Below are 22,046 nucleotides of genomic sequence, written 5' to 3'. Positions count from 1 at the left end.
ACTAATGAGCGAAATGGACAGAAATCAGCCCGATGCAGAAGTGCTGGCGATGCTGCGGGCAGAAATTCTGTCACTTCGGGCTGAACTGGCGCAGCGGGATGCGGAAATTCTCGCTTTGCTGCGAAAGTCGGACGAGACCGTCATTACCCAGAACACACGCCAGAAGCCAACTGGTAACAGCCGAGGATGGCTGAAAACACGCATGGCAAGGATGCGCCATCGCCTGATGCTGCGTCATCAGGCGAACGCATTGTCAAAAAGCCGCTATTTCGACGCAAACTGGTACGCCGCGCGCTACCCCGAATGCGAAAGCCCGGACAAGGCCGTGACCCATTACTTGCTGCGTGGCGCGTTTGCGGGGCATGATCCAGGCCCGGATTTCCAGACTAACGCATATTATAGCGCCAATCCGGATGTTGCCGAGGCGGGCTGGCCTGCTCTGGCTCATTACGTTTTACACGGACAAGCGGAAGGTCGGCGGCTTGGTCCAACCGCCGGAGGCTAGACTCAATGTCCGGCGAAACCACCATAGACACGACCCGTGCAAAATTGCTGGAGGACTCCGTCCTGTTCGACGCGGAATGGTACGCGACGCGGAACGGGGACGTGGCCTTGGCCGGGCTGGACCCGTTGGATCATTTTCTGAAGATCGGTTGGGACCTTGGGCGCAGCCCCGGACCGGAGTTCGACACCCGCGCTTATCTGGCCTGCTTCCGTGAAGTTGCAGACAGCGGCATGGATGCGCTGACGCACTACCTGCAATACGGCGCGTCAGAGGGCCGCGCGGCCAATCCCTTTCAACAAGACCCAATCTTGCGAGCGCGTGCGAAAAGCGATGTGCTCCGCAATCGGCTGAACGTGTTTGGACAGTCATCCGCCCTTGAGAGGCTCCAGCGCCTCGCGGATGAGGAAACGGGCGATGCTGCGGGCTTCGCTGGCCGTGACCTGGCGCTTTGGCACCTTCGGCAATGGCGGATGACCCAATCCCCGGACAGCGCGACAACGGCAGGTCGGTGCGCCCACAAGGCCCTTGTCTCGGCGACGGACCCCTCTCTGCGCAGTCGTCTGCTGACCGTCGCCCTTGTTGCTGATGCATTGGCGGGACAGCCAGCCCCGTCGGACGAAGGCATCCGCGACTGGCAAATGCGGGATCTGCTGTGCGACGAAAGCTGGTTTGCGCTGGCAGGCTTCGAAGCCTCGGAAATCGGTCGCCTGAGGCTGATCAACCGGGCGCTTGCGGCATACGGCCTTGGCGAATTGACCTTGTGCGATGACACGAGAAGCCTGGCCTATGACCGCCTGACCCCCAAGCGCGCGCCCCAGCCCGTAGACGGGCCGCTGGTTTCCGTCCTGATCGCGGCCCATCAGGCGGAAGACACCCTTCCAACCGCATTGCGCGCCGTTGCAGACCAAAGCTGGCGCAACCTTGAGATCATTGTCATTGACGACGCCAGCAGCGATGGAACCGCGCAGGTCGCCCTAGATGCAGCAAGAGCCGATCCCCGTATCCAGCTGAAACGGCTCTCGCAAAACGGCGGTGCCTATGCAGCACGCAACGCCGGGCTTGCCATGGCGCGTGGTGAATACGTTACGCTTCATGACGCGGACGATTGGTGCCACCCCGACCGGATTACCGTGCAGATGGAGCTGATGCTTGAGAGCGGCACAGCAATCGCCTGCACGTCCGAGCATGTGCGCATGCATTCTGACCTGACATTGACACGTCTGAGCCCGGAGGCGAGTTTTCTGACGGAGAACACGGCGTCCCTGCTGTTCAGACGACAGCCCGTGGTGGATGCCTTGGGATGTTGGGACTCTGTTCGTGTCGCGGCGGACAATGAATTGATACGGCGAATACGCCGGGTTTTCGGGCCTGCCTCCGTCATTTCCGGAATGACCGGCCCGCTGGCGATGCTGCGCGACCGGGAAGGGTCCGCGGTTCGAACTGGCCCCCTGTCCATCGACGGCTATGTCACTGGCGCTCGTCTGGTCTATCTCGATGCGCAGGAACACCACCACCGCACAGCCTCCGTGGCCGACCTGCACTACACGGAAGACAGTCGCCCGTTTCCTGCACCCGGCATCATGAAAGGGCGTGATCAATCCAGCTACAAGCTGTCCCTGGTACTGGCCGCGGATTTGAGACACGGTGATTGGGTGGTGGAAACCTGCCTGAAACTGGCATCCCTTTCCGATGGCCCGGTCGGGCTGGTGCCGCTTGCCAGACCTCTGGCGCCGGATTTGCTCGACACCTCCTTCCGCCTCTGCACGAGAGTGCGCGAAGTTCTGGACGGCCAGCGCCTGCTTCAGCTCTGCCCGGGAGAGTCGGCCTCGGCCCCGTTGCTGATCGCACCAGACCCGGAGGCGTTGCTGGAGCTTCCCGGTTCCCTGCCCGAGTTGCGGGCCGAGAGTGTGCGTCTTCTGGCCTGCTATTCTCCGGTCGCCACGCTTCCGGGGTCAGGACGGCGCTTGGAACGTTTCGATGCCTCCACCTGCGAATCCTCTGCACGCCGGTTCACGACAGGCCCTGTGGAATGGTGGGCGGGAAATCGTGCCATCAAACAGGACCTGATCAAGTCGGGCGCCAGTCGCGTCGCGCGTGCCAAGATCCCGTTCGACGCGCTGCATGGGCTTTTGAGATGATCGGGACGTCTTTCACGAAAGAGGAGTTTGATCCGGTCTGGTATCTCTCGACCTATTCTGACGTTCGCGCGGCAGGGCTGGATCCATGGGAGCACTACGCAGCCCATGGCCACGCAGAGGGGCGCATGGGCGGCCCGGTGCGCGCATTGGAACTCGATCATCAGCTATGGCGCGGATTCGAGGCGCAGGCTCTGCCCGAACTGCGGCTGCTGCTGAAAAACGGGTCGGCTCGCGAACGGGCGATCGCAGGATGGGTTTTTGCGCGTCATGCAGCCAGCAAATCACGCTGGAAATCCGCGCATTCTGCTATCAGATCGTTTTTCGATGGTAGCGAACTGGGCACCGCGATCATTCCGCACAAAGGCCCCTGGGTTCTTGGCGTAAAGGCCGCAACCATGTGCGGAGAGCTGTCGGTTGCGAAAGAGCTCTTGCGCAAAGCCAGGGACCGGTTCGGCGATCACGCCGATCTTTCACTGTCAGAGATCGAGATTGCGGTTGCCGAAAACGCCCCGGATCACGTTGTTTCCAACCATCTAGCCGAGATCTACGCGGCAACCGGTCTGGCTGGAATTGGCTTGTTGCCGGGGACGCTGCCACGCCTGGACAGGCTGACAGCACCGATCCCACCTGCACCGGTTGACCAGGGTCCACTTGTCAGTGTCATTGTCCCCGCCCATCAGTCTGAGGCGACCCTGGGCACATGTCTGCGAGGACTGACCGACCAAAGCTGGCGCAATCTTGAGATCATCGTGGTGGATGATGCCAGCACCGACAACACCGCTGGCGTTGCGGAAGAGGCGGCGCTGGCAGATCCCCGCATCAGGGTCATTCGTCTGCCAGAGAACAGCGGCGCCTATATTGCCCGCAATACCGGCCTTGCAGACATCCGTGGCGCGTTCTTCACCGTTCATGATTCCGATGACTGGTCCCATCCGCAAAAGATCGAGGCACAGGTTGGGCCGCTTCTGGCCGACAGCGGCCCGGTCGCCTGTGCGTCGCACTGGGTTCGGACGGGGTCTGACCTTTCAATGTCGCTTTGGCGGATCGAGCAGGGCTGGGTCTATCGCAATGTCTCGTCCCTAATGGTTCGCGCGGAGATGCGTGAGAGGGTGGGGTACTGGGACCGTGTGCGCGTCAATGCCGATACCGAATACTATCATCGCCTGCTTGCCGCATTCGGTTCTGACGCGGTGATCGAACAGCACCCCGGCGTGCCCCTGGCTTTCGGTCGCAACGCACCGCAATCCTTGACGCTGTCGTCCGCCACGCACCTTTCGACCCAGTTCCGGGGTCCACGCCGATGCTATCTGGATGCCGCTCTGCACTGGCACGATAGCAGGATGTCTTCGCTTGACAGCACCGCAGACGGGGAGGCGCGGGCGGCCTCGCTTTACCTTCCGAGACATCCGACGGAACGGCCATTTCCAGCGCCACCTGCGCTTCGACCCGCCGACGAAGTGACCGCAGGCAGTGACTACGCCGTGATATCCGGGTCTTCGCATTTCGATACGCTTTGGTATCTGACGCGGAACAAGGACGTGCTGGCTGCGGATGTCGACCCTGTGCGCCACTATCTGGAAACCGGCGGACAGGAAGACCGCGATCCCGGCCCGCTGTTTTCGGATTCTGCATGGCGCGCACTGCGAGAGCTGGACAATCAGGCCGTGCCGCTGCTGGATTACGAACAGCGTCCCGACAAGGCCCCGGTTGAACCCTTCCGGTTTGAAGGGGCGCTGGCGGGCAGCGATGCCGAAACCGCGCTTGTCTTCGCGCATTCTGCCGATCGGCAGATTTTCGGGGCCGAGCGCAGCCTGTTGCGTGCATTGGAACGTCTTGGCAGTGGTCTCAATGGACCCCGGATTGCTCCTGTGACGGTGCTGCCATCCGCCGTGAATAAGCAGTACCTGGAAGACGTGCGAAAAAGATCGGCAGCGGTTGAGATCCTGCCGCAACTCTGGCGACATCGGTTTCGCCCCGTGTCGGAACACACGGTTTCCGCGATACGAGCCATGATCCGAACCTATCGCCCGACCGCAGTGCATGTGAATACGATTGTCCTGAATGCACCTCTGGTGGCGGCGCGGGCTGAAGGGTGCCCGTCGATCGTGCATGTGCGCGAACTGCCCGCCGAAGACCTGCAACTGTGCCGCATTCTTGGTGACAGCGCCCGCGGTCTTAGGCGACGCATCCTCAGAGAGGCCGACCGCTTCATCGCGAATTCTCCCGCTGTTGCAGACTGGCTGGACTGCCCCGACCGCGTCGCCGTGCAGCCGAATGAAATCGATCCGGCCTTGTTCGATCTGCCCTTTGCCCCCGGGCCGTCTCTGCGTGTTGGTCTGATCAGCAGCAACATCGCCAAGAAGGGGGTGGCGGATTTCGTTTCGATTGCGCGCATGGTTGCCAAAGCCGAGGCTACGGAAAACGTCCCGCCTGACGCGCGTTGCAAGTTCCTGTTGATTGGGCCGGACTCTGCCGATCTGAAGGCATTGGGCCCGCTTCCCGACAACACGGTTCACACAGGCTATGCCGATGGGTCGGTCGCCGCAGTGGAACAGACGGACCTTGTGCTGGTCCTCTCCCACTTCGCGGAATCCTTCGGTCGAACGACTCTGGAGGCAATGGCAGGCGGGCGCCCGGTTATCTGCTATCATCGCGGAACGCCGCCGACATTGATCGAGCATGGTCGAACCGGTTTTTCCACGCCTGCGGATGATCCAGCCGCTGTGGCCAATGCCGTGATGTCGATATCCGTGGCGCGGCTCGGTCTTCTGGAACTCAGCCGCGCCGCCAGAAAGCGGGCCTTGCTCCTGAGCCAGATGGCCGCGACTGAAAGAGCTGACGGACCTTCTGAGGATCGGAGCGCTGCTACTTAGGGAGTGCGGTTTACATCGCTATGAGCAGGCTCTCGGGTTCATTGGCCCGGAGAGTGCCTCAACGGTCCGAAGTAATGTTCGGCGGATCGTCATAGATCGACCACCCATAGTCCCCAGTGCTCTCTGGGACATCCTTTTCGCCAAGGTTACGCGCCATATACGCCTTGGCGATGAAATTCGCTGTGATCGGCGCCGTCAGGAACAGGAACAGGGTGATGAGAAGCTCGTGAAACGAGACCTGTCCGTACTTGGCATAGAAGTAGATCATCGAGGCGATCAGCACGCCGCCAACACCCAGGCTGGTGGCCTTGGTTGGGGCATGCAGGCGTTGCAGCGTGTTCTTGAGTTTGACCAAACCGAAGGACCCCACCAGCCCAAAGATACCACTCACGACAAGGGCAAAGGAGACGAGGATTTCTGCGACGATGCTCATGTCTTTCGTCCTATTCGATGATGTCGCCGCGCAGCAGGAAGCGGCAATAGGCGACCGTTGAGACGAAACCGACCATCGCGATCAGCATCGCGGCCTCGAAATAGATCGCGGTGCTGTGCCAGACGCCATAAAGCACCAAGAGGGCGATCAGGTTGATCACCATGGTATCAAGGGCCAGGATCCTGTCGGCCGCGTCCGGGCCGATGGCGATGCGCCAGAGATTCAGCAACAGGGCCAAGGCGTAGCAACCGAACGTGAAGGTAAGGGCATATTCGATCATGGGAATATCTCCATCAGGCGGCGTTCGTATCTGGTCTTGATCTCGTCACGGACGGAATCGGGGTCCTCGGTATGCAGGCAATGCACGAGGATCGCGCTGCCATCTGCGGAAAGCGTCGCGGATACCGTGCCCGGAGTCATGGTGATCGTGCCTGCAAGCACGGTGATCGCCTCGGCCGAGGTAAGGTCGAGCGGAATGGGGATCCACTGCGAGCGAATCTTCGATTCGGGCTTGAACAGGATGATCAAGGCCACCTGCACATTGGCCACGACAATATCCCAGAGCACGACAAGGATGTATTCCGCGACCTTGAATGGCCGGGCGATCCTGGGACGGTCGGGCCAGTAGGCCGCAGTGAACATCGGGATGAAAAGTCCGAAGACCGACCCGAGGATAAGGTTGCCCAAGGTGAAGGTATTCACAAGCCCAAGCCAGACGCAGATGAGGGTCAGGCTCAGAAGCGGATGCGGGATGAGACGGGTCAGCATGGCTCAGCGCTCCTCAACAGGGCTCAGGACAGCTTCGACATACCCCGCGCGGTCAAAGAGTTGGGCTGACGTATTGTCGAGATAGGCCGAGACGGGACCAGCGAAGATGGCAAGCCCCCCCAACACAGCCAATGCAAGCATGACGGGTGCAACCTGCCCCACCGTGGCAAGAGGCGGCTGGATCGACGCGGCGCCTTCTTCGGATTCATCCTCCGCGGTGTCAGGGACGGCGATCGCCGTGGATTTCCAGAACAGAACGCTGCCCGCGCGCGCAAACCCGATGATGGTCAAGAGCGACCCGATCAGGATCGCGGACCAGGCCCATCCAATCAGACCGGGCTCCCTGATCGCGTCAAGAACGAGCAGCTTTCCCAGAAACCCGCTCAGCGGTGGCATACCGGCCATTGCGATGGCCGCGGCGAAGAACAGGGCCGCGAACAAGCCGTTCTGCCGAGTCGGCAGTTCTGGTCGCAGCGCATCCCCTGACCGGCGCGTGACGACCAGGTCGGCGATCAGGAACAGGCAGGCCGCCGCGAAGGTCGAATGAACCATGTAATACAGCGCCGCTGTCGTGGCGGTGGTCGAAAACACGGCGACCGCAACCAGCAAGGTGCCCATGGACCCCACAACAGAGAAGGCGATCAGCGGCATCAGACGCCGCGCGCCAAGGACACCGAACGCCCCGAGGGCGATGGTCACGATGGCTGCCGGGAAAAGCCATGTGGTAGCCAGATCCTCGGTTCCGGGGCTGCCGGGGCCAAACACCGTGGTGTGGACCCGCAAGATAGCGTAGGCGCCGACCTTGGTCATGATGGCGAAGAGCGCGGCAACCGGCGCGGGCGCGTTGGAGTAGGATGCGGGCAGCCAGAACTGCACCGGGAACAGCGCCGCCTTCACCGCGAAGACGATCATCAGCAGGATCGCGGCAACACGCACCAGTGCGGCCTCTTCGGCCGGGATCTCGGGAACGCGAAGGGCGAGATCGGCAATGTTCAGCGTGCCGGTAGAGGCGTAGAGCGTCCCCAGAGCAAACAGGAACAGCGTCGAGCCAGCCAGGTTCATGACCACGTATTGCAGCCCCGCACGCATCCGGTCCTTGCCGCCGGAATGGATCATCAGCCCGTAGGACGCGATCAGCAGGACCTCGAAGAACACGAACAGGTTGAAGATGTCCCCGGTCAAGAAAGCGCCGCAAATACCCATGAGCTGGAACTGGAACAGCGCATGGAAATGCCGGCCGCGCGCGTCCCAGCCTGTGGAAATGGCGTGGATGAGCACGATCAGCGCAAGCGCCGCGGTCAGAAGGACCATCAGGGCGGACAATCGGTCGAGGACCAGAACAATGCCGAACGGCGCAGGCCAGTTGCCAAGCCGGTAGACATGGGTCGTGCCATCGGCGGCCATGTAGGCAAGGCCCAGGGCAATGGCCAGCAGCAGCACCGTGCCAGCTACCGAAGCGATGCGTGCCAGTGTGATGTCGTGACGCATCACGAAGCCGATGACTGGGGCCAAAAGGGCCGGCAGGACGACCGGCAGAATGATCCAGTGCATCACGCGGACCCCTCGTTTGCGGCGTCTGCGCCGTCCTGTTCCGGCTCCATGTCGATCCGGTCGCTATCCGCTTCCAGAAACGCGCCAAGCCCGATCATCACCAGCACTGCCGTCATCCCGAAAGAGATAACAATCGCGGTCAGCACCAGCGCCTGGGGCAGCGGGTCGGTGTAGCTGGCGTCGCCATAGGGCGACAGGACGGGCGGCAGGTTGGTGGCGAGCCGCCCGCTGGCGAACAGGAAGACGTTCACCGCGTAGGACAACAAGGCGAGCCCGAGGATGACAGGGAAGGTGCGGAGGCGCAGCAGAAGATACACGCCTCCTGCCGTCAGAACGCCGATACTGCTTGCAACGATGATCTCCATCTCAGCGCTCCTCCTCGTCCGGGACCCGATCCGCCGGGTCGTAGTCCATCGGTTCGACATTCACGGTCTCACCGGCGAAGCGGGCAATTCTGCTCAGGCTGTAGAGCATCAGCATGACCCCACCCAGAACTGTCAGGAACACGCCGAGATCGAACAGCATGGCTGTGGCGACCTCGAATTCCTCGATCGGCGGCAGATGAATATAGGTGAAGTCGCTGGTCAGGAACGGTCGCCCGAAGAGCCACGAACCGACGCCGGTCAAGCCGGCAATCACGACGCCAAGCCCGATCATCGTATGGTACTCCATCCGCTGACGTTCCTGCGTCCAGGCAAAGCCGGAGGCCATGTATTGCATCAGAAGCGCGATTGCGATCACCAGGCCGGCGACAAAGCCGCCTCCGGGCTGATTATGGCCGCGCAGGAAGATGTAGGCGCCCACGACGATGGCAATGGGCATCATGACACGGGTGGCGACAACCATCATCATCGGGTGGCGGTCACGAGACCGGTCATACGAATAGTCGGTGTTCTTCAGCCGCCGCGACGCCGGTCCGTCCAGCAGCGCGTGCATGATCGCATAGATCACCAGCCCCGCGATCCCCAACACGATGATTTCGCCGAACGTATCGTATCCACGGAAATCCACGAGGATGACGTTGACCACGTTGGTCCCGCCGCCGCCCTCATAGCTGTTGGCGAGGTGATAGTCGGAAATCGTCTCGATATCGCGCATCAGGAAAGCATAGGCTAGCGCGGCCACGCCGCCCCCGGCCCCAAGCGCGATCACACCGTCGCGCAGCTTGAGTCCGGCAGAGCTTTCCTTCGGGGTGATCTTCGGCATGAAGTGCAGCGCCAGAAGCAGCAGCATGATGGTGACCGTCTCGACCGAGATCTGCGTCAGCGCCAGATCGGGCGCCGAGAGATAGGCGAACCCGGCAGAGATCGACAGGCCGATGATCCCGATTAGAACCAGAGCGCGGAAGCGGTGGTGATGCATTGTCACGACAGACACAGTGGCGACGATCAACATGATCCAGCCCACGAAGATCACAGGTGATATGGGCAGCAGCTCTCGCGTCGGGGCCGACAGGCCGCTGGAGGAATAGGCAACCCATCCCAGGGCCACGGAACTTGCTGTGAATATCGCCAGATAGCGGCTGATCGCGCCATTGTGGCCGATCTCGGTGATCGCGCGGGATGCAGCGACAAGACCCGCAATCAACCTGTCGAAGATGGCCTTGGCCTCGGGCCGTGGCGCGGCGATCCATAGCTTGTCGAGCGGCTTGTGCAGCAGCAGAAGGATAATGCCGCCCGCCACAGCGATGACAGACATCCACAGCGCGGGTGTGAACCCATGCCAGATTTTCAGATGCGGATGCAGGTCCGCGCCGGTGACTGCATTGGCCGCGGCCGTCACGATCCCTTCGGCAAGGAAGGGCGCAACCCCGATGATAACAACCATCGCCACCAACAGCGCCGGTGCGGCCCACATGCCGAAGGGCGGATCATGGGGCTTGTGCGGATAGTCATCGCGCACCGGACCGAGGAAGACATGAGAGATGAAGCGCAGCGAATAGGCGACCGACAGAAGCGCCCCGATCGTGGCCATGACCGGCACCGCATAGGCACTGCCGAACCAGTCGGTATGCGAGGCCTCTTCCAGCATCAATTCCTTTGACAGGAACCCGTTGAACAGCGGAATGCCTGCCATCGACAGGGCCGCAGCGGTTCCGATGAGGAAGGTAATCGGCATCAGGTGCCTCAGCCCGCCAAGCCGCTTGATATCGCGGGTATGGGTCTCGTGATCCACGATCCCCGCGGTCATGAAGAGCGCGGCCTTGAAGGTCAGGTGGTTGATGATGTGGAACACGGCAGCCACGGCTGCGGCCTGGGTGCCGAAGCCAAGCAGCATGGTCAGCAGACCGAGATGGCTGACCGTCGAGAAGGCCAGCAACGCCTTGAGGTCATCCTTGAACAGCGCAATGAGCGCGCCCAGAACCATTGTGACGAGGCCGGTCGTGGAGACGATGTAGAACCACGCGTCGGTCCCCGCGAGCGCCGGCCACATCCGGGCCAGTAGGAACACGCCGGCCTTCACCATCGTGGCAGAGTGCAGGTAGGCCGAAACGGGCGTGGGTGCCGCCATGGCGTGGGGCAACCAGAAATGGAACGGGAACTGCGCCGATTTGGTAAATGCGCCCAGAAGGATCAGGATCAGTGCAGGCAGATACCATTCGGACGCGCGGATCTGATCGCCAGCGGCCAGGATATCCGTCAAGTTGTAGCTGCCCACGATATTGCCGAGGATCAGCATCCCGCCGATCATCGCAAGCCCACCCGCGCCGGTAACCGCCAGCGCCATGCGCGCGCCCTGACGCCCCTCTGGCAGGTGCTTCCAGAACCCGATCAGCAGGAAGGACGACAGCGAGGTCAGTTCCCAGAAAATCAACAGAAGCAGGATGTTGTCCGACAGCACAATGCCCAGCATCGCACCCTGAAACAGCAGAAGATAGGTATAGAACTGCCCCATCGGATCTTCGCCCGACAGGTAGAACCGTGCGTAGAGCGTGATCAGCAGGCCAACCCCGAGGATCATCCCCGCGAAGAGAAGCCCAAGGCCGTCAAGAAAGAACGAGGCGGATAGCCCGAGCTGCGGCAGCCACTCGATCTGGGCCTGAACCACGTTGCCCTGCATCACTGAGGGCGCCAGAACAACGAGCATCGTCAGCGCCAGAAATGTCGGTACTGCCGTCGAGATCGCGCAGACATTGCGCCCCGCACGGATCATCAAACCCGGCAACAGCGCCCCTGCGAAGGGCATCACTGCGATCAGAAGAAGGAGAGTCCCCCCAAGACCCATGGTATGTCCTTGTCCCTTATATTTATCTGGCCAACTCGTACCGGGCGCGGCAACTCATTGCAACGGAGAGTTATTGTCGCGCTACTGACGGCCTGCCTTATCCAATTGGTGCCGTTAAGATATGTTCGCGATATATGCTTTCAAGGGGATTACCCGCATTGCGTATGACCGCGGCAAGATGGCCGGATCATCCGGCGGATGGCTCCGTTCTCAATTGATTGTCGTCGGGGCGGTTCCACCCGCTTTTCCAAGGGCAAGATGCACATTCAGAACGCCCAATCACTGTCGGCAATGCTCTGCAAACTGGATATGGGACGGGCCGTGTTCCCCCGTCTATGCGGCAGTCACCCGTTCACCATCCTCCCCGAAAAGGTAGGATTCCGCGTCGTCATAGTCCAAGCCAATGATCTTGTCCGGTCGAATGCTGTGTTGACCAAAAAGGCGGAGAGTCACAGGATGCCCGTCGTCCGTCGTCGCCAGAACATTGGTGTCCCCACCCAGATTTTCGACATGGGTCACCGTTGCCTGAAAGCGACCCTGATCCGTGATGCGCAGATATTCCGGGCGAATACCGATCATCTGACCCTTTGCGCCTCCAACCATCTCGGCTGGCAGGAAATTCATTGCAGGCGAGCCGATGAACCCGGCCACGAACCGGTTGGCGGGGTTGTTATACAGCTCCATCGGGCTACCGACCTGCTCTACCCTTCCATCGCGCAGCACGACGATCTTGTCGGCCAATGTCATCGCTTCGATCTGGTCATGGGTGACATAGATCATCGAGGCGGCAAGGGTCCGGTGCAGGCGGGCAATCTCCACGCGCGTGTTCATCCGAAGGGCGGCGTCCAGATTGGACAGCGGCTCGTCGAACAGGAACAGCTTGGGCTGGCGCACCACGGCCCGGCCAATGGCGACCCGCTGGCGTTGACCGCCCGACAACTCAGAAGGGCGACGGTCCAGATACTCACCAAGCGACAGCATCCGGGCAGCCTCGGCAACACGCTCCTCGATCACCTGTTTCGGCTGGCCTTCCTGTTTCAGGCCAAGCGCCATGTTGCCGCGCACCGTCAGATGTGGGTAGAGCGCATAGCTCTGGAACACCATGGCGATGCCGCGTTTGGCGGGGGGGACGGTGTTCACCTCTTCACCGGCGATTTCGACAGTGCCCGAAGTCGCATCCTCCAACCCCGCGATCACCCGCAACAACGTGGACTTTCCGCAGCCCGAGGGGCCGACGAAAACGACAAACTCACCGTCTTCCACCTCCAGGTCGATATCTTTCAGCACATGGACAGAACCAAAGGATTTGTTGACGGTTTTCAGGCTGAGCGCGGTCATGGTCTGCGGTCCTTCAGGTCGATCGGTTTGCCGGTGCGGATGCTTTCATCGGCTGCAAGGCAGATGGCCAGCGATTGCACGGCGTCATTCATATGGCGGGTCAGGTCGATATCCTCGGCAATGGCGCGCAGGATGTAGGCCTGTTCGGCGGCGCACAGGTCGTCATGGCCGGGCTCGCCTTCCATTTCGATCAACTGGTCGCCGGAAGGCCGGTGAACGAGGATGCCGCCCACCTTGGTGTGGCCGTCCACGTCGTCGGACGATCCCTTGTTGCCCTCGGTGATCGACACGGCGCCATTGGGGCTGACGATATCCTTCACGAAGAACGCGGTTTCCGACATCATCGGTCCCCAACCGGCTTCGTACCAACCGACGGAGCCGTCCTCGAAGATCACCTGGAACTGGCCGTAATTGTACATGTCAGGCGCGATTTCATCGGACAGGCGCAGGCCCATTCCGTGCACGCGCACCGGCGCGGAATCGGTGATCTGGCACATGACATCGACGTAATGCACGCCGCAATCCACGATGGGGCTGGTGGTCTGCATCAGCGCCTTGTGCACCTCCCAGGTCTCGCCGGTCGATTGCTGGTTCAAGTTCAGACGGAAGACATAAGGTCCACCCAATCCGCGCGCCTCCGAGATCAGCCGCATCCAGGACGGGTGATGGCGCAGGATGTAGCCCACGACCAGTTTCCGCCCGTTGGCGGTCGCATAGTCAACCACGCGGCGCGCCTCGGCAGCGGTCATGGCCAGCGGCTTTTCTACAAACACATGCGCACCCGCCTGCATCGCTGCGATGGCATAGTCCGCATGGGTATCGGTGTAGGTGGCAATCACGGCCAGATCGGGGTTCACCTCTGCCAATGCGGCATGGAAATCGGTGAAAATGGGATAGCCCTGCAACTCCGGATGATCCGTGTGGCCCGACCGGTTCACCAGCCCGACAATCTGCGCGTCGGGGTGGTGGTGATGGGCCAGAGCGTGGCTTAGCCCCATATTGCCAAGGCCTGCAATCAGAACGCGGGTCATGTTCTATCCCCTTTTGACTCCGGGACCGGGACGGGCTTTCGAAAGCCCGTGTCAAAGCCGCGTCGACGCGGCTTGAAAGCGGTTTCGAAACCGCTTTTTGAAAGCCCGTTCGAACGGGCTTGTGGGTGGCCTGAGAGAGTGCTCATTTCACCGCCCCCGAGGTGATGCCGCGGATCAGCTGGCGCGAGAAGATGACGTAGAGCACCATGACCGGAAAGATCGCCATGCCGAGCGCTGACAGAACCGCGTTCCAGTCCGTGACGAACTGGCCGATGAAAACCTGACTGCCAAGCGTCAGCGTCTTGGTGGCCTCGGCCGGGGCGAGGATCAGCGGGAACCACAGATCGTTCCAGATCGGGATCATGTTGAAGACCGCCACCGTCGCCATGGCCGGCCGCACCAATGGCAGAACAAGGCGGAAGAAGATGGTGTATTCACTGAGCCCATCAATCCGGCCCGCATTCTTCAAGTCATCCGACACCTGCCGCATGAATTCGCTGAGGATGAAGACCGCCAGCGGCAGGCCTTGCGCGGTATAGACCAGGATCAGCGCCCAAAGCGTGTTCACCAGCCCGGTGTTTACCATCATCTCCAATATCGCGACGGTGCCGATGCGGATCGGGATCATGATGCCAAGGGCCAGATACAACCCCATAAGCGTGTTGCCCTTGAACCGGTATTCGCTAAGGGCAAAGGCCGCCATGGCGCCGAACAGCAGGATGAAGAACAGCGATGCCACGGTCACGATCATCGAGTTCTGGAAGTAGCCGAAGAAATCGCCCTGATTGAAGACGGTTTCATACCCCACGGTCGAAAAGCTCTCTGCATCCGGCAGCGCCAGCGGTTCGCGGAAGATCGCACGGCGGGTCTTGAAGCTGTTGATCAGGATCACGAAGACCGGGAACAGCGCGATCACCGTGTAAAGGATCAGGATGCTATGCGCGGCGATGATGTTTGCGGGGTTTCTGCGGGCTTTGTTCATGCTCTCATCCCCCTCAGAACTGATACCGGCGCATGCGGGTCTGAATACCGAAAAGGTAGATGCAGACCCCGATCAGAATGATCGCGAACATGGCGCTGGCAATGGCGGACCCCATATGCGGATCGCCCAGTTGCAGCTGGAAGCCGAAGAAGGTGCGATACATGAAGGTTCCAAGAATATCGGTCGAGAAATCCGGCCCCGCCAATGCGCCTTGCGCGGCATAGATCAGGTCGAAGGCGTTGAAGTTGCCCACGAAGGTCAGGATCGAAATGATCCCGATCGAGGGCAGGATAAGCGGCAGCTTGATCTTCCAGAAGGCCGCCGCGCCGGTGATCCCGTCGCATTCGCCTGCCTCCAGGATTTCCTCGGGGATCGACAGAAGCGCGGCATAGATCAGCATCATCGGGATGCCGACGAACTGCCAGACGGAAATCAGCGCCAATGTGGTGAGCGCGGTGCCTTCCAACCCCAACCAGGGCAGAAAATAGTCGTCCAGCCCGACGGCATCCATCATGCCGGGGGCAATGCCCCAGATGGGCGACAGGATCAGTTTCCAGGCGAAGCCGACGATGACGAAACTCAGGATCGTGGGCACGAAAATGGCGGTGCGATAGAGCGCGGCAAAGCGCAGGCGCGGGTGGCTCAGGATCGCGGCCAGAAGGATGCCGATCGGGTTCTGCACCAGCATGTGAATGAGAAAGAACCAGAAGTTGTTGCCAAGCGCATTCAAGAACGCGTCGGACCACAGAGGATCCCCGAACAGGGTGCGGAAATTGTCCAGCCCGACGAACACGCGCGTCCGGTCAACCTCGTCAAACAGGGCCAGCCGCAGGGTGTTGAACAGCGGGATGATCATGATCGCCGTGTAGACCAGCACCGCGGGGGCGAGGAACACGAGGATATGCCATCTGATCGGGGGTTTGCGCATCATGGCCTCCGGTGACTAGGGGTCCGGGCAGCGCGGGGCCGCCCGGACAATGTGCAGCAAGGGAGGTTACTGCTGCGGTTCGTACCAGCTTGCCAGACCTGCTTGCAGGCGGGCAGCAGCGTCTTCCGGGGATTCGGCCCCACGGATCACCTGGGCGGATGCGTTCCAGGTGTCGTTTTCCAGGTTCGGCGTGCCACGCGACAGGATCTGGTAGGTGGAGCGGATGGTGGAGTTGCATTCACCCCGCCAGGACACGAATTCCTGAGCCAGCGGATCTTCCATGGCCACATCGAAATTCGACAGCGAGAAGAAGCCGGGCAGGGCGTTGGCGTAGATCGTGGCAAACTCCTCGGACCCGACCCATTCCAGGAAGGTGCGCGCCGCTTCTGCATTCGGCGATGCCGGGTTCAGGCCGATAGCGATGTCGGTGTGATCCGAGATGTAGCACTCGTCACCTGCATTCGGCACCGGCGGCGGGAACGCCCCCATGGCGAAATCGGCCTGAGCGTTGAAGCCGGTGATCTCCCACGATCCGGCAGGATAGATCGCCGCGCGGCCAAGGGTGAAGAGGTTCTGGCTGTCGGGATAGGTCTGCGCTTCGAACCCGCGACCCAGATAGTCCCCCCAACGGGCAAGCTGACGATAGGGGGCAACCCAGGCTTCATCGGTCAGCGACTGTTCACCGGCGATCAGGGCCAGACGGCCTTCTTCCCCGCGCCAGTAGTTCGGGCCGATATTGTTATAGCCCATGGTGGCCGCTTCCCACTGGTCGTTGACGCCCATGGCCATGGGGATATACCCGCCGTCTTCCTCGATTGCGTCGAGCACGGCAAAGAATTCGTCCACGGTGGTGGGCTCTTCCAGCCCAAGCTCCGCAAATGCATCGGCGTTGTAGATGAAGCCGTGGATCACGGAGGCCATCGGGACGCAGAAAGTGGCGGAGCCGTCGTCGGTCTGCCACGCGGATTGCGCCACGGAGGAGAAATTGGCCATCGCGTCAAGATCGCTCAGATCGGCAAGGTGGCCGTCTTCATAAAGCGCCAGCGAAGCGTCGAAGGGGCGGCAGGTGATCAGGTCACCGGCAGAGCCCGCTTCCAGCTTGGAGTTCAGCACGGCGTTGTATTCCGCCGGGGCCGAGGGGGTGAATTCCACGTGAATGCCGGGATGGTTTGCCTCGAAGGCGGGAATGATCACGTCCTGCCAAAGCAGCAGGTCGTCGTTCCGCCAGCTTTCGATGGTCAGGGTCACATCCTGCGCCGAGGCGACGGTTCCCGCCAGAATGGTGGTCGCCAGAAGACCGGCACCGAGTTTCTTCATGGACATTGGTTTTCCTCCCTAAGGTCCTGGTAAAAGCCCGCTTCTCAGGCGTGGCTGTGCAAAGCCGCCATGGCGGCACGAAGTCGGCCGTCTGCCTGTGTCAGCAGTTCTTCGGCCAAGGTCAGATTTGGGGCACCCATGGCCAGCAGAACGGCGGGTTTGACCCGGCCTTTTGCTATCGCAAGGGCGGTTTCGGCCCGCTCATGCGGAACCGAGGCGATATCGGCCACCATGCGGGCAGCCCGGTCGCGCAGTTTATCATTGTCGGCATGCAGGTTGACCATCATGCCGTCATGCACATGGCCCAAAGCCACACCCATGATCGTCGACATCATGTTCAGTGCCGCCTTCTGCGCCGTGCCCGCGCCCATCCGGGTGGAACCCGAAATGACCTCGGGCGGGGTTGGCAGGCAGATCGCCACATCGGCAAGCGTCAGCAACGGCGTGTCGGGGTTGTTGGCAAGGCAGATCACATGCGCCCCGCGATCGCGTGCGATACCGGCAATGGTCAGGGCATAGGGCGTGCGGCCCGACGCGCTCAGCAGGATAACAGCGTCACCTGCATGGATGACCTCTGCCGCTTCTTTGGCGTCTTGTGTGTCGTCCTCCGTATCGCCGGGCATTGCGGCGCTGGTCGGGATGCCACCCGCCATCAGAATTCGTGTCCGTTCCGGTGCCAGACCGAATGTTCCCGCCAATTCACAGGCATCCGCCATGGCCATCAATCCGGAAGATCCCGCAGCGGCATAGACCAGTTGCCGGCCCGCGCGCACGGCCTTGGCCATCATCTGACCAGCGCGAGCAATATCGGAGGTCGCAGAGGAGACCGCCCGCAACGCATCAATCTGACCGGACAACAAGATGGCTCCGATCTCTTCAACTGGGCGGGCATCCAGCCCGGGGGCTGATGCATGCAGTTCTTCGGTCTTGCGCTGAGGCATGTGATTCCCCCTCCTGCCGATAGAAGATACCATTTACGTACCTTTAATCCAAGAGGGAATGTGAAAGGCAGTATCTGGCCCTATTTGGTATGAAATTCCCGATACCACCCCTAGAAATTCACTCAAAGGTATTGTAATGGTTTCTCCATGATACAGACCAAGTCAAACCTCGTGATCGGCGTTGACGGCGGTGGCAGCAATTGCCGCCTGGCCTTGGATGCGGGTGGTCGCCTGTATGAGGTCAAATGTGGCTCCGCCAATGTGTCGACCGACCTTGAGGGTGCCTTGACCACCCTGCGCAACGGGCTTGAATCGCTTGCGCAATCCGCCGGGATGGCCCTGAACGACCTACGGGACGCGCGGGCCTATGTGGGGCTTGCCGGGGTCGTCAGCCCGGCCATTGCCGCGACGGTTGCAGAGGCATTGCCGTTCAACACGGTCTTGGTGGAAGATGACCGAATCGCCGCCGTTGCCGGCGCGCTCGGTTCCGATGACGGGGCGGTGATCGGCGTCGGCACTGGGTCTTTTCTCGGGCGTCGCGTGTCCGGTCGGATCGAGCTGATCGGCGGATGGGGTTTCATTCTCGGCGATGAGGCGTCGGGTGCGGTTCTGGGCCGCAAGCTGCTTTCGCGCGCGCTGCATGTTGCGGATGGCCTGACTCCCGTATCGCCTCTGACCGCCGACATACTGGACCAGATGAATGGCCCTGCGGGAATCGTCGAATTCGCCTCTGGGGCCAAACCTGTGGATTTTGCCCGGTTTGCCCCACGGATCGTCACGGCGGCCAAGGAAGGGGACGCGGTGGCCAACGCGCTGCTGCAGGAAGGCGCGGCATACTTCATGTCAGGCCTCGACCGGCTTGGGTGGCAAGCTGGGGAACGGCTCTGCCTGATTGGCGGGCTGGCGCAAGCATACGGCGCGTTTCTACCGGACTCTGTCGCAGGTTCCCTGTCGGCCCCTGACGATACTGCGCTGGCAGGGGCCCTCTCCCTGGCGCGGCGCTTGCCAGAGACCGGAGGCCCGCCATGAAGATCACCGATTTTTTGAAGGCCGAGGGCTGGCTCGATCAGGTCGCGGGGCCGCGCTATGTGCAGCTGCGCAAGAGGATCGAGAAGGCAATGGACCCCGATGTCGGCATTCTGCCACCGGGCGCATCCCTGCCTTCTGAACGAGAGATTGCCTCGCTGACGGGCCTGTCGCGCGTGACCGTGCGCAATGCAATTCAGGCCTTGGTCGAAGCCGGAACTGTCGTCCAGAGACAAGGGTCCGGTACGTTCGTCACCGAAAAGGCGCAACGGGTGGAACAATCTCTGTCTCACCTGACCTCGTTTTCCGAGGATATGACCCGGCGCGGCATGAAGTCGACCTCGGTCTGGCTCGAACGCAGCATTTGCCTGCCGTCACCCGAAGAAACCATTGCGCTGGCGCTGTCTGCCAATGACTCCGTCGCGCGCATTTCGCGGCTGCGCATGGCCGATGATCGGCCAATGGCGATTGAGCGCGCGGCGCTGCCCGTCGACATCCTGCCCAACCCGATAGCGGTCACGACTTCGCTTTATGACGTGCTGGAGCAGGACGGAAACCGCCCGGTTCGGGCGATCCAGAAGATCTCTGCCATCAACCTGGGCCAGGACGACGCCGACCTGCTTGGCGTCGCTGAAGGGGCCGCCGGACTGCGGATTGAACGCGTGTCCTACCTGCCCTCTGGCCGGGTCGCTGAATTTACCAAATCCATCTATCGCGGCGATGCCTACGATTTCGTGGCAGAGCTGCGCCTGTAGCAAAGGCAATCAGACCATGACCGATCCATCCACCCAGATGCGCCGGGAAATCCTTGAAATCCCGCATGTGGTTGCCCGTCTGGTGGCCGAGAAATCGGACCATATTGCCACCATCGCGGACGCCGCCCGCGCCGCCGATCCCCGGTTCGTGGTCACCGTGGCACGCGGGTCGTCCGACCATGTCTGCACCTTTCTGAAATACGCAATCGAGCTGGAACTAGGGCTGCCCGTCGCCTCGATCGGGCCCTCGGTTGCCTCGATCTACGGGGCCGATTTGAAACTGGCGGGCGGGCTGTGCCTGTCGGTGTCGCAATCAGGAAAAAGCCCCGATATCGTGTCGATGGCCAAGGCCGCCGGCAGGGGCGGCGCGATGACTGTTGCGATCACCAACGATCCCACCTCGCCCCTTGCGCAGGCCTCGGCCCATACAATCGACATCTTCGCTGGCCCGGAACGCAGCGTCGCGGCGACCAAGACCTTTGTGACATCAGCCGTGTCCGGGTTGTTGTTGCTGGCGCATTGGTCGCGCAATGACGCGCTGCTTGCCACCCTGAACGGTTTGCCCGACCATCTGGAACACGCGGCAGAACTGGACTGGCCGGACCTGCGGCGTGCCATCGGTCAGAAAAGATCGCTCTTTACCCTTGGGCGAGGTCCATCCTGGGCCATGTCCAACGAGGCGGCGCTCAAGTTCAAGGAAACCTGTCAGATTCACGCGGAAAGCTATTCGGCGGCAGAGGTGCTGCATGGCCCGGTGTCCATCGTCGAGGAAGGGTTTCCCGTGCTGTGCTTTGCCGTGGGCGATGCGGCGGAATCCTCTGTCGCCAAGGTCTCTGATGATCTGGTCAAGAAAGGTGCCAGCGTCTTCCTGACTTCCGATCTGACCTCCGGCGCCTCGCGATTGCCGCATGTGCGCACCGGCCACGCCCTGACAGATGCCATTGCCCTAATGGTTTCCTTCTACACGATGGTAGAACGGGTTGCAGCAGATCGGGGCATCAACCCGGACACGCCGCGCCATCTTCGCAAAGTGACGGAAACCGTATGACGGAGCATCGCACAGCCTATCTCTGCCCCCGGATCTTCGATGGCACTGAATTCCACCTGGACAGCGCGCTGATCGTGGAACGCGGCCGGGTCTTGGAGATTGTCCCCACCGGCGATCTGGATGACACAATGCCCCGCCGATGCCTTCCGGAAGGGATCATCGCACCGGGCTTTGTCGACCTGCAAGTCAATGGCGGTGGCGGAGTGATGCTGAACGATGACCAGTCGGTTGACGCCCTGCGCCGCATCGCGCAGGCCCATGCCACGCTTGGGGCGACGTCAATCCTGCCGACCCTGATCACGGATAGTCCTGACAAAACCGTTGCCGCCATCGACGCGGTTGAGGCCGCGGTTGCCGCAGACATTCCCGGCATCATCGGCCTGCATCTGGAGGGTCCGCATCTGTCCATTGCCCGCAAAGGCGCGCATGAAGCGCGTTTCATCCGCCCCATGACCGATAGAGATATCGCCATCCTGATCGACGGCGCGCGCCGGTTGCCGGTTCTGAAGATGACGGTGGCAGTCGAAAACGTGACACCCGAACAAATCCGGCAATTGACCGAAGCGGGGCTCGTGATTTCTCTCGGACATACCGAAACAAGCGCCGCCCAAGCGAAAGAGGCCATCGCCGCCGGGGCCACCTGCGTGACGCATCTGTTCAACGCCATGAGCCAGCTAGGCAACCGGGAACCGGGCCTGGTCGGCACGGCGCTATCACAACCGCATCTGTCCGCGGGCTTGATCGCAGACGGCATACACGCACATCCCGACAGCATCGGCATCGCTCTGCGGTCCAAAACGGGGCCGGGACGAATATTTCTGGTGAGCGACGCAATGGCCGTTGCCGGGTCGGACCTGCGGGAATTCAGGCTTGGCACGCGTCGGGTGCTGCGAACAGATGGCCGGCTGACGTTGGAAGACGGTACTTTGGCGGGGGCAGATCTGGATCAGCTGACCGCTATCCGCAATCTGGTCCGTTGGGGCTTTGCTGATCACGCAACGGCGCTGGCTATGGCAACCTCAGTGCCCGCCGCTGTTATTGGTGAAAGCGATCGTCTGGGATGTCTTGAGCCCGGCACAGCGGCGGATTTCGTTCATTTCGATCCAGAGGGCTCGGACCCGGCCTCCGTCTGGCTGAAAGGCGTACCCTTGACCGGTGCATAGGCAGGTTGACGCCAATTGACCGGA

At 61.4% G+C, this 22,046-nt stretch carries 19 protein-coding genes; 7 read left to right on the top strand and 12 right to left on the bottom strand.

All coding sequences use genetic code 11. The features are described from left to right. The first annotated feature begins 4 nt into the window (after positions 1-4). Genes EP237_RS12670 through EP237_RS12660 form a run of 3 tightly spaced genes read left to right on the top strand, consistent with a single transcriptional unit; the run spans position 5 to position 5,516 of the window. A complete protein-coding gene (locus tag EP237_RS12670) occupies positions 5-505 on the top strand; it encodes a M14 family metallopeptidase (RefSeq protein ID WP_127561271.1) in 501 nt (166 codons plus the stop codon). A gap of 5 nt (positions 506-510) precedes the next feature. Then, complete coding sequence (locus tag EP237_RS12665) at positions 511-2,643, top strand: glycosyltransferase family 2 protein (RefSeq protein WP_127561270.1); 2,133 nt, start codon at positions 511-513, stop codon at positions 2,641-2,643. Beyond that, positions 2,640-5,516, top strand: coding sequence for a glycosyltransferase (locus tag EP237_RS12660; RefSeq protein ID WP_164744698.1), 2,877 nt, complete (start codon positions 2,640-2,642; stop codon positions 5,514-5,516). The genes EP237_RS12665 and EP237_RS12660 overlap by 4 nt, the downstream gene beginning before the upstream one ends. Positions 5,517-5,574: 58 nt before the next feature. Here the strand turns inward: EP237_RS12660 and EP237_RS12655 are convergent, their stop codons facing one another. The 12 genes from EP237_RS12655 to EP237_RS12600 all read right to left on the bottom strand — a co-directional run bounded on the left by EP237_RS12655 (position 5,575) and on the right by EP237_RS12600 (position 18,030). Further along, positions 5,575-5,949 (bottom strand): Na+/H+ antiporter subunit G, encoded by a 375-nt coding sequence (locus tag EP237_RS12655; protein WP_127561268.1) that lies wholly within the window; start codon positions 5,947-5,949, stop codon positions 5,575-5,577. 10 nt (positions 5,950-5,959) lie between these two features. Then, a complete protein-coding gene (locus tag EP237_RS12650) occupies positions 5,960-6,229 on the bottom strand; it encodes a K+/H+ antiporter subunit F (RefSeq protein WP_127561267.1) in 270 nt (89 codons plus the stop codon). After that, a complete protein-coding gene (locus EP237_RS12645) occupies positions 6,226-6,717 on the bottom strand; it encodes a Na+/H+ antiporter subunit E (protein WP_127561266.1) in 492 nt (163 codons plus the stop codon). The genes EP237_RS12650 and EP237_RS12645 overlap by 4 nt, the downstream gene beginning before the upstream one ends. A gap of 3 nt (positions 6,718-6,720) precedes the next feature. Next, the gene (locus tag EP237_RS12640; RefSeq protein WP_127561265.1) at positions 6,721-8,271 is read right to left on the bottom strand and encodes a monovalent cation/H+ antiporter subunit D; all 1,551 of its coding nucleotides are present in this window, start codon (positions 8,269-8,271) and stop codon (positions 6,721-6,723) included. Beyond that, positions 8,268-8,633 (bottom strand): Na+/H+ antiporter subunit C, encoded by a 366-nt coding sequence (locus EP237_RS12635; protein ID WP_127561264.1) that lies wholly within the window; start codon positions 8,631-8,633, stop codon positions 8,268-8,270. Before EP237_RS12635 ends, EP237_RS12640 begins: the two co-directional genes overlap by 4 nt. A gap of 1 nt (position 8,634) precedes the next feature. Then, positions 8,635-11,493, bottom strand: a complete 2,859-nt coding sequence (locus EP237_RS12630) for a monovalent cation/H+ antiporter subunit A (RefSeq protein ID WP_127561263.1) — start codon at positions 11,491-11,493, stop codon at positions 8,635-8,637. A 333-nt stretch (positions 11,494-11,826) separates the two neighbouring features. Continuing rightward, entirely contained in the window at positions 11,827-12,831 is a 1,005-nt protein-coding gene (locus EP237_RS12625) for an ABC transporter ATP-binding protein (protein WP_127561262.1), read from the bottom strand. Then, positions 12,828-13,862, bottom strand: a complete 1,035-nt coding sequence (locus EP237_RS12620; RefSeq protein ID WP_127561261.1) for a Gfo/Idh/MocA family protein — start codon at positions 13,860-13,862, stop codon at positions 12,828-12,830. The genes EP237_RS12625 and EP237_RS12620 overlap by 4 nt, the downstream gene beginning before the upstream one ends. Positions 13,863-14,004: 142 nt before the next feature. Beyond that, positions 14,005-14,844 (bottom strand): carbohydrate ABC transporter permease, encoded by an 840-nt coding sequence (locus EP237_RS12615; RefSeq protein WP_127561260.1) that lies wholly within the window; start codon positions 14,842-14,844, stop codon positions 14,005-14,007. A 13-nt stretch (positions 14,845-14,857) separates the two neighbouring features. Next, positions 14,858-15,772, bottom strand: a complete 915-nt coding sequence (locus EP237_RS12610; RefSeq protein WP_127561259.1) for a carbohydrate ABC transporter permease — start codon at positions 15,770-15,772, stop codon at positions 14,858-14,860. A gap of 66 nt (positions 15,773-15,838) precedes the next feature. Continuing rightward, positions 15,839-17,095, bottom strand: a complete 1,257-nt coding sequence (locus tag EP237_RS12605) for an ABC transporter substrate-binding protein (RefSeq protein ID WP_127561258.1) — start codon at positions 17,093-17,095, stop codon at positions 15,839-15,841. A gap of 38 nt (positions 17,096-17,133) precedes the next feature. Further along, on the bottom strand, positions 17,134-18,030 hold the full coding sequence (locus EP237_RS12600; protein WP_127561257.1) for an N-acetylmuramic acid 6-phosphate etherase: 897 nt from the start codon (positions 18,028-18,030) through the stop codon (positions 17,134-17,136). Positions 18,031-18,177: 147 nt separating this feature from the next. Here EP237_RS12600 and EP237_RS12595 point away from each other — a divergent pair, with 147 nt between their 5' ends. Genes EP237_RS12595 through nagA form a run of 4 tightly spaced genes read left to right on the top strand, consistent with a single transcriptional unit; the run spans position 18,178 to position 22,022 of the window. Next, the gene (locus tag EP237_RS12595) at positions 18,178-19,059 is read left to right on the top strand and encodes a glucosamine kinase nucleotide-binding domain-containing protein (RefSeq protein WP_127561256.1); all 882 of its coding nucleotides are present in this window, start codon (positions 18,178-18,180) and stop codon (positions 19,057-19,059) included. Continuing rightward, the gene (locus EP237_RS12590) at positions 19,056-19,811 is read left to right on the top strand and encodes a GntR family transcriptional regulator (protein WP_127561255.1); all 756 of its coding nucleotides are present in this window, start codon (positions 19,056-19,058) and stop codon (positions 19,809-19,811) included. The genes EP237_RS12595 and EP237_RS12590 overlap by 4 nt, the downstream gene beginning before the upstream one ends. Positions 19,812-19,827: 16 nt before the next feature. Then, a complete protein-coding gene (locus EP237_RS12585; protein WP_127561254.1) occupies positions 19,828-20,859 on the top strand; it encodes an SIS domain-containing protein in 1,032 nt (343 codons plus the stop codon). After that, entirely contained in the window at positions 20,856-22,022 is a 1,167-nt protein-coding gene (nagA, locus tag EP237_RS12580; RefSeq protein WP_127561253.1) for an N-acetylglucosamine-6-phosphate deacetylase, read from the top strand. The genes EP237_RS12585 and nagA overlap by 4 nt, the downstream gene beginning before the upstream one ends. Positions 22,023-22,046: the final 24 nt, after the last annotated feature.

The sequence above is a fragment of the Nioella ostreopsis genome (assembly GCF_004000255.1).
GTDB classification, from domain to species: Bacteria; Pseudomonadota; Alphaproteobacteria; order Rhodobacterales; family Rhodobacteraceae; genus Nioella; species Nioella ostreopsis.
The sequence above is the reverse complement of the archived record's forward strand: the minus strand, read 5'-3'. Positions and strand labels throughout refer to the sequence as shown.

Bases quoted from the DNA above. Each gene is read 5' to 3' on its own strand.
- EP237_RS12630 (WP_127561263.1), bottom strand. From the start codon at position 11,493: ATGGGTCTTGGGGGGACTCTCCTTCTTCTGATCGCAGTGATGCCCTTC.
- EP237_RS12620 (WP_127561261.1), bottom strand. From the start codon at position 13,862: ATGACCCGCGTTCTGATTGCAGGCCTTGGCAATATGGGGCTAAGCCAC.
- EP237_RS12595 (WP_127561256.1), top strand. From the start codon at position 18,178: ATGATACAGACCAAGTCAAACCTCGTGATCGGCGTTGACGGCGGTGGC.
- EP237_RS12590 (WP_127561255.1), top strand. From the start codon at position 19,056: ATGAAGATCACCGATTTTTTGAAGGCCGAGGGCTGGCTCGATCAGGTC.
- EP237_RS12625 (WP_127561262.1), bottom strand. From the start codon at position 12,831: ATGACCGCGCTCAGCCTGAAAACCGTCAACAAATCCTTTGGTTCTGTC.
- EP237_RS12610 (WP_127561259.1), bottom strand. From the start codon at position 15,772: ATGCGCAAACCCCCGATCAGATGGCATATCCTCGTGTTCCTCGCCCCC.
- EP237_RS12615 (WP_127561260.1), bottom strand. From the start codon at position 14,844: ATGAACAAAGCCCGCAGAAACCCCGCAAACATCATCGCCGCGCATAGC.
- EP237_RS12645 (WP_127561266.1), bottom strand. From the start codon at position 6,717: ATGCTGACCCGTCTCATCCCGCATCCGCTTCTGAGCCTGACCCTCATC.
- EP237_RS12585 (WP_127561254.1), top strand. From the start codon at position 19,828: ATGACCGATCCATCCACCCAGATGCGCCGGGAAATCCTTGAAATCCCG.
- EP237_RS12655 (WP_127561268.1), bottom strand. From the start codon at position 5,949: ATGAGCATCGTCGCAGAAATCCTCGTCTCCTTTGCCCTTGTCGTGAGT.
- nagA (WP_127561253.1), top strand. From the start codon at position 20,856: ATGACGGAGCATCGCACAGCCTATCTCTGCCCCCGGATCTTCGATGGC.
- EP237_RS12605 (WP_127561258.1), bottom strand. From the start codon at position 17,095: ATGTCCATGAAGAAACTCGGTGCCGGTCTTCTGGCGACCACCATTCTG.
- EP237_RS12635 (WP_127561264.1), bottom strand. From the start codon at position 8,633: ATGGAGATCATCGTTGCAAGCAGTATCGGCGTTCTGACGGCAGGAGGC.
- EP237_RS12650 (WP_127561267.1), bottom strand. From the start codon at position 6,229: ATGATCGAATATGCCCTTACCTTCACGTTCGGTTGCTACGCCTTGGCC.
- EP237_RS12660 (WP_164744698.1), top strand. From the start codon at position 2,640: ATGATCGGGACGTCTTTCACGAAAGAGGAGTTTGATCCGGTCTGGTAT.
- EP237_RS12665 (WP_127561270.1), top strand. From the start codon at position 511: ATGTCCGGCGAAACCACCATAGACACGACCCGTGCAAAATTGCTGGAG.
- EP237_RS12670 (WP_127561271.1), top strand. From the start codon at position 5: ATGAGCGAAATGGACAGAAATCAGCCCGATGCAGAAGTGCTGGCGATG.
- EP237_RS12600 (WP_127561257.1), bottom strand. From the start codon at position 18,030: ATGCCTCAGCGCAAGACCGAAGAACTGCATGCATCAGCCCCCGGGCTG.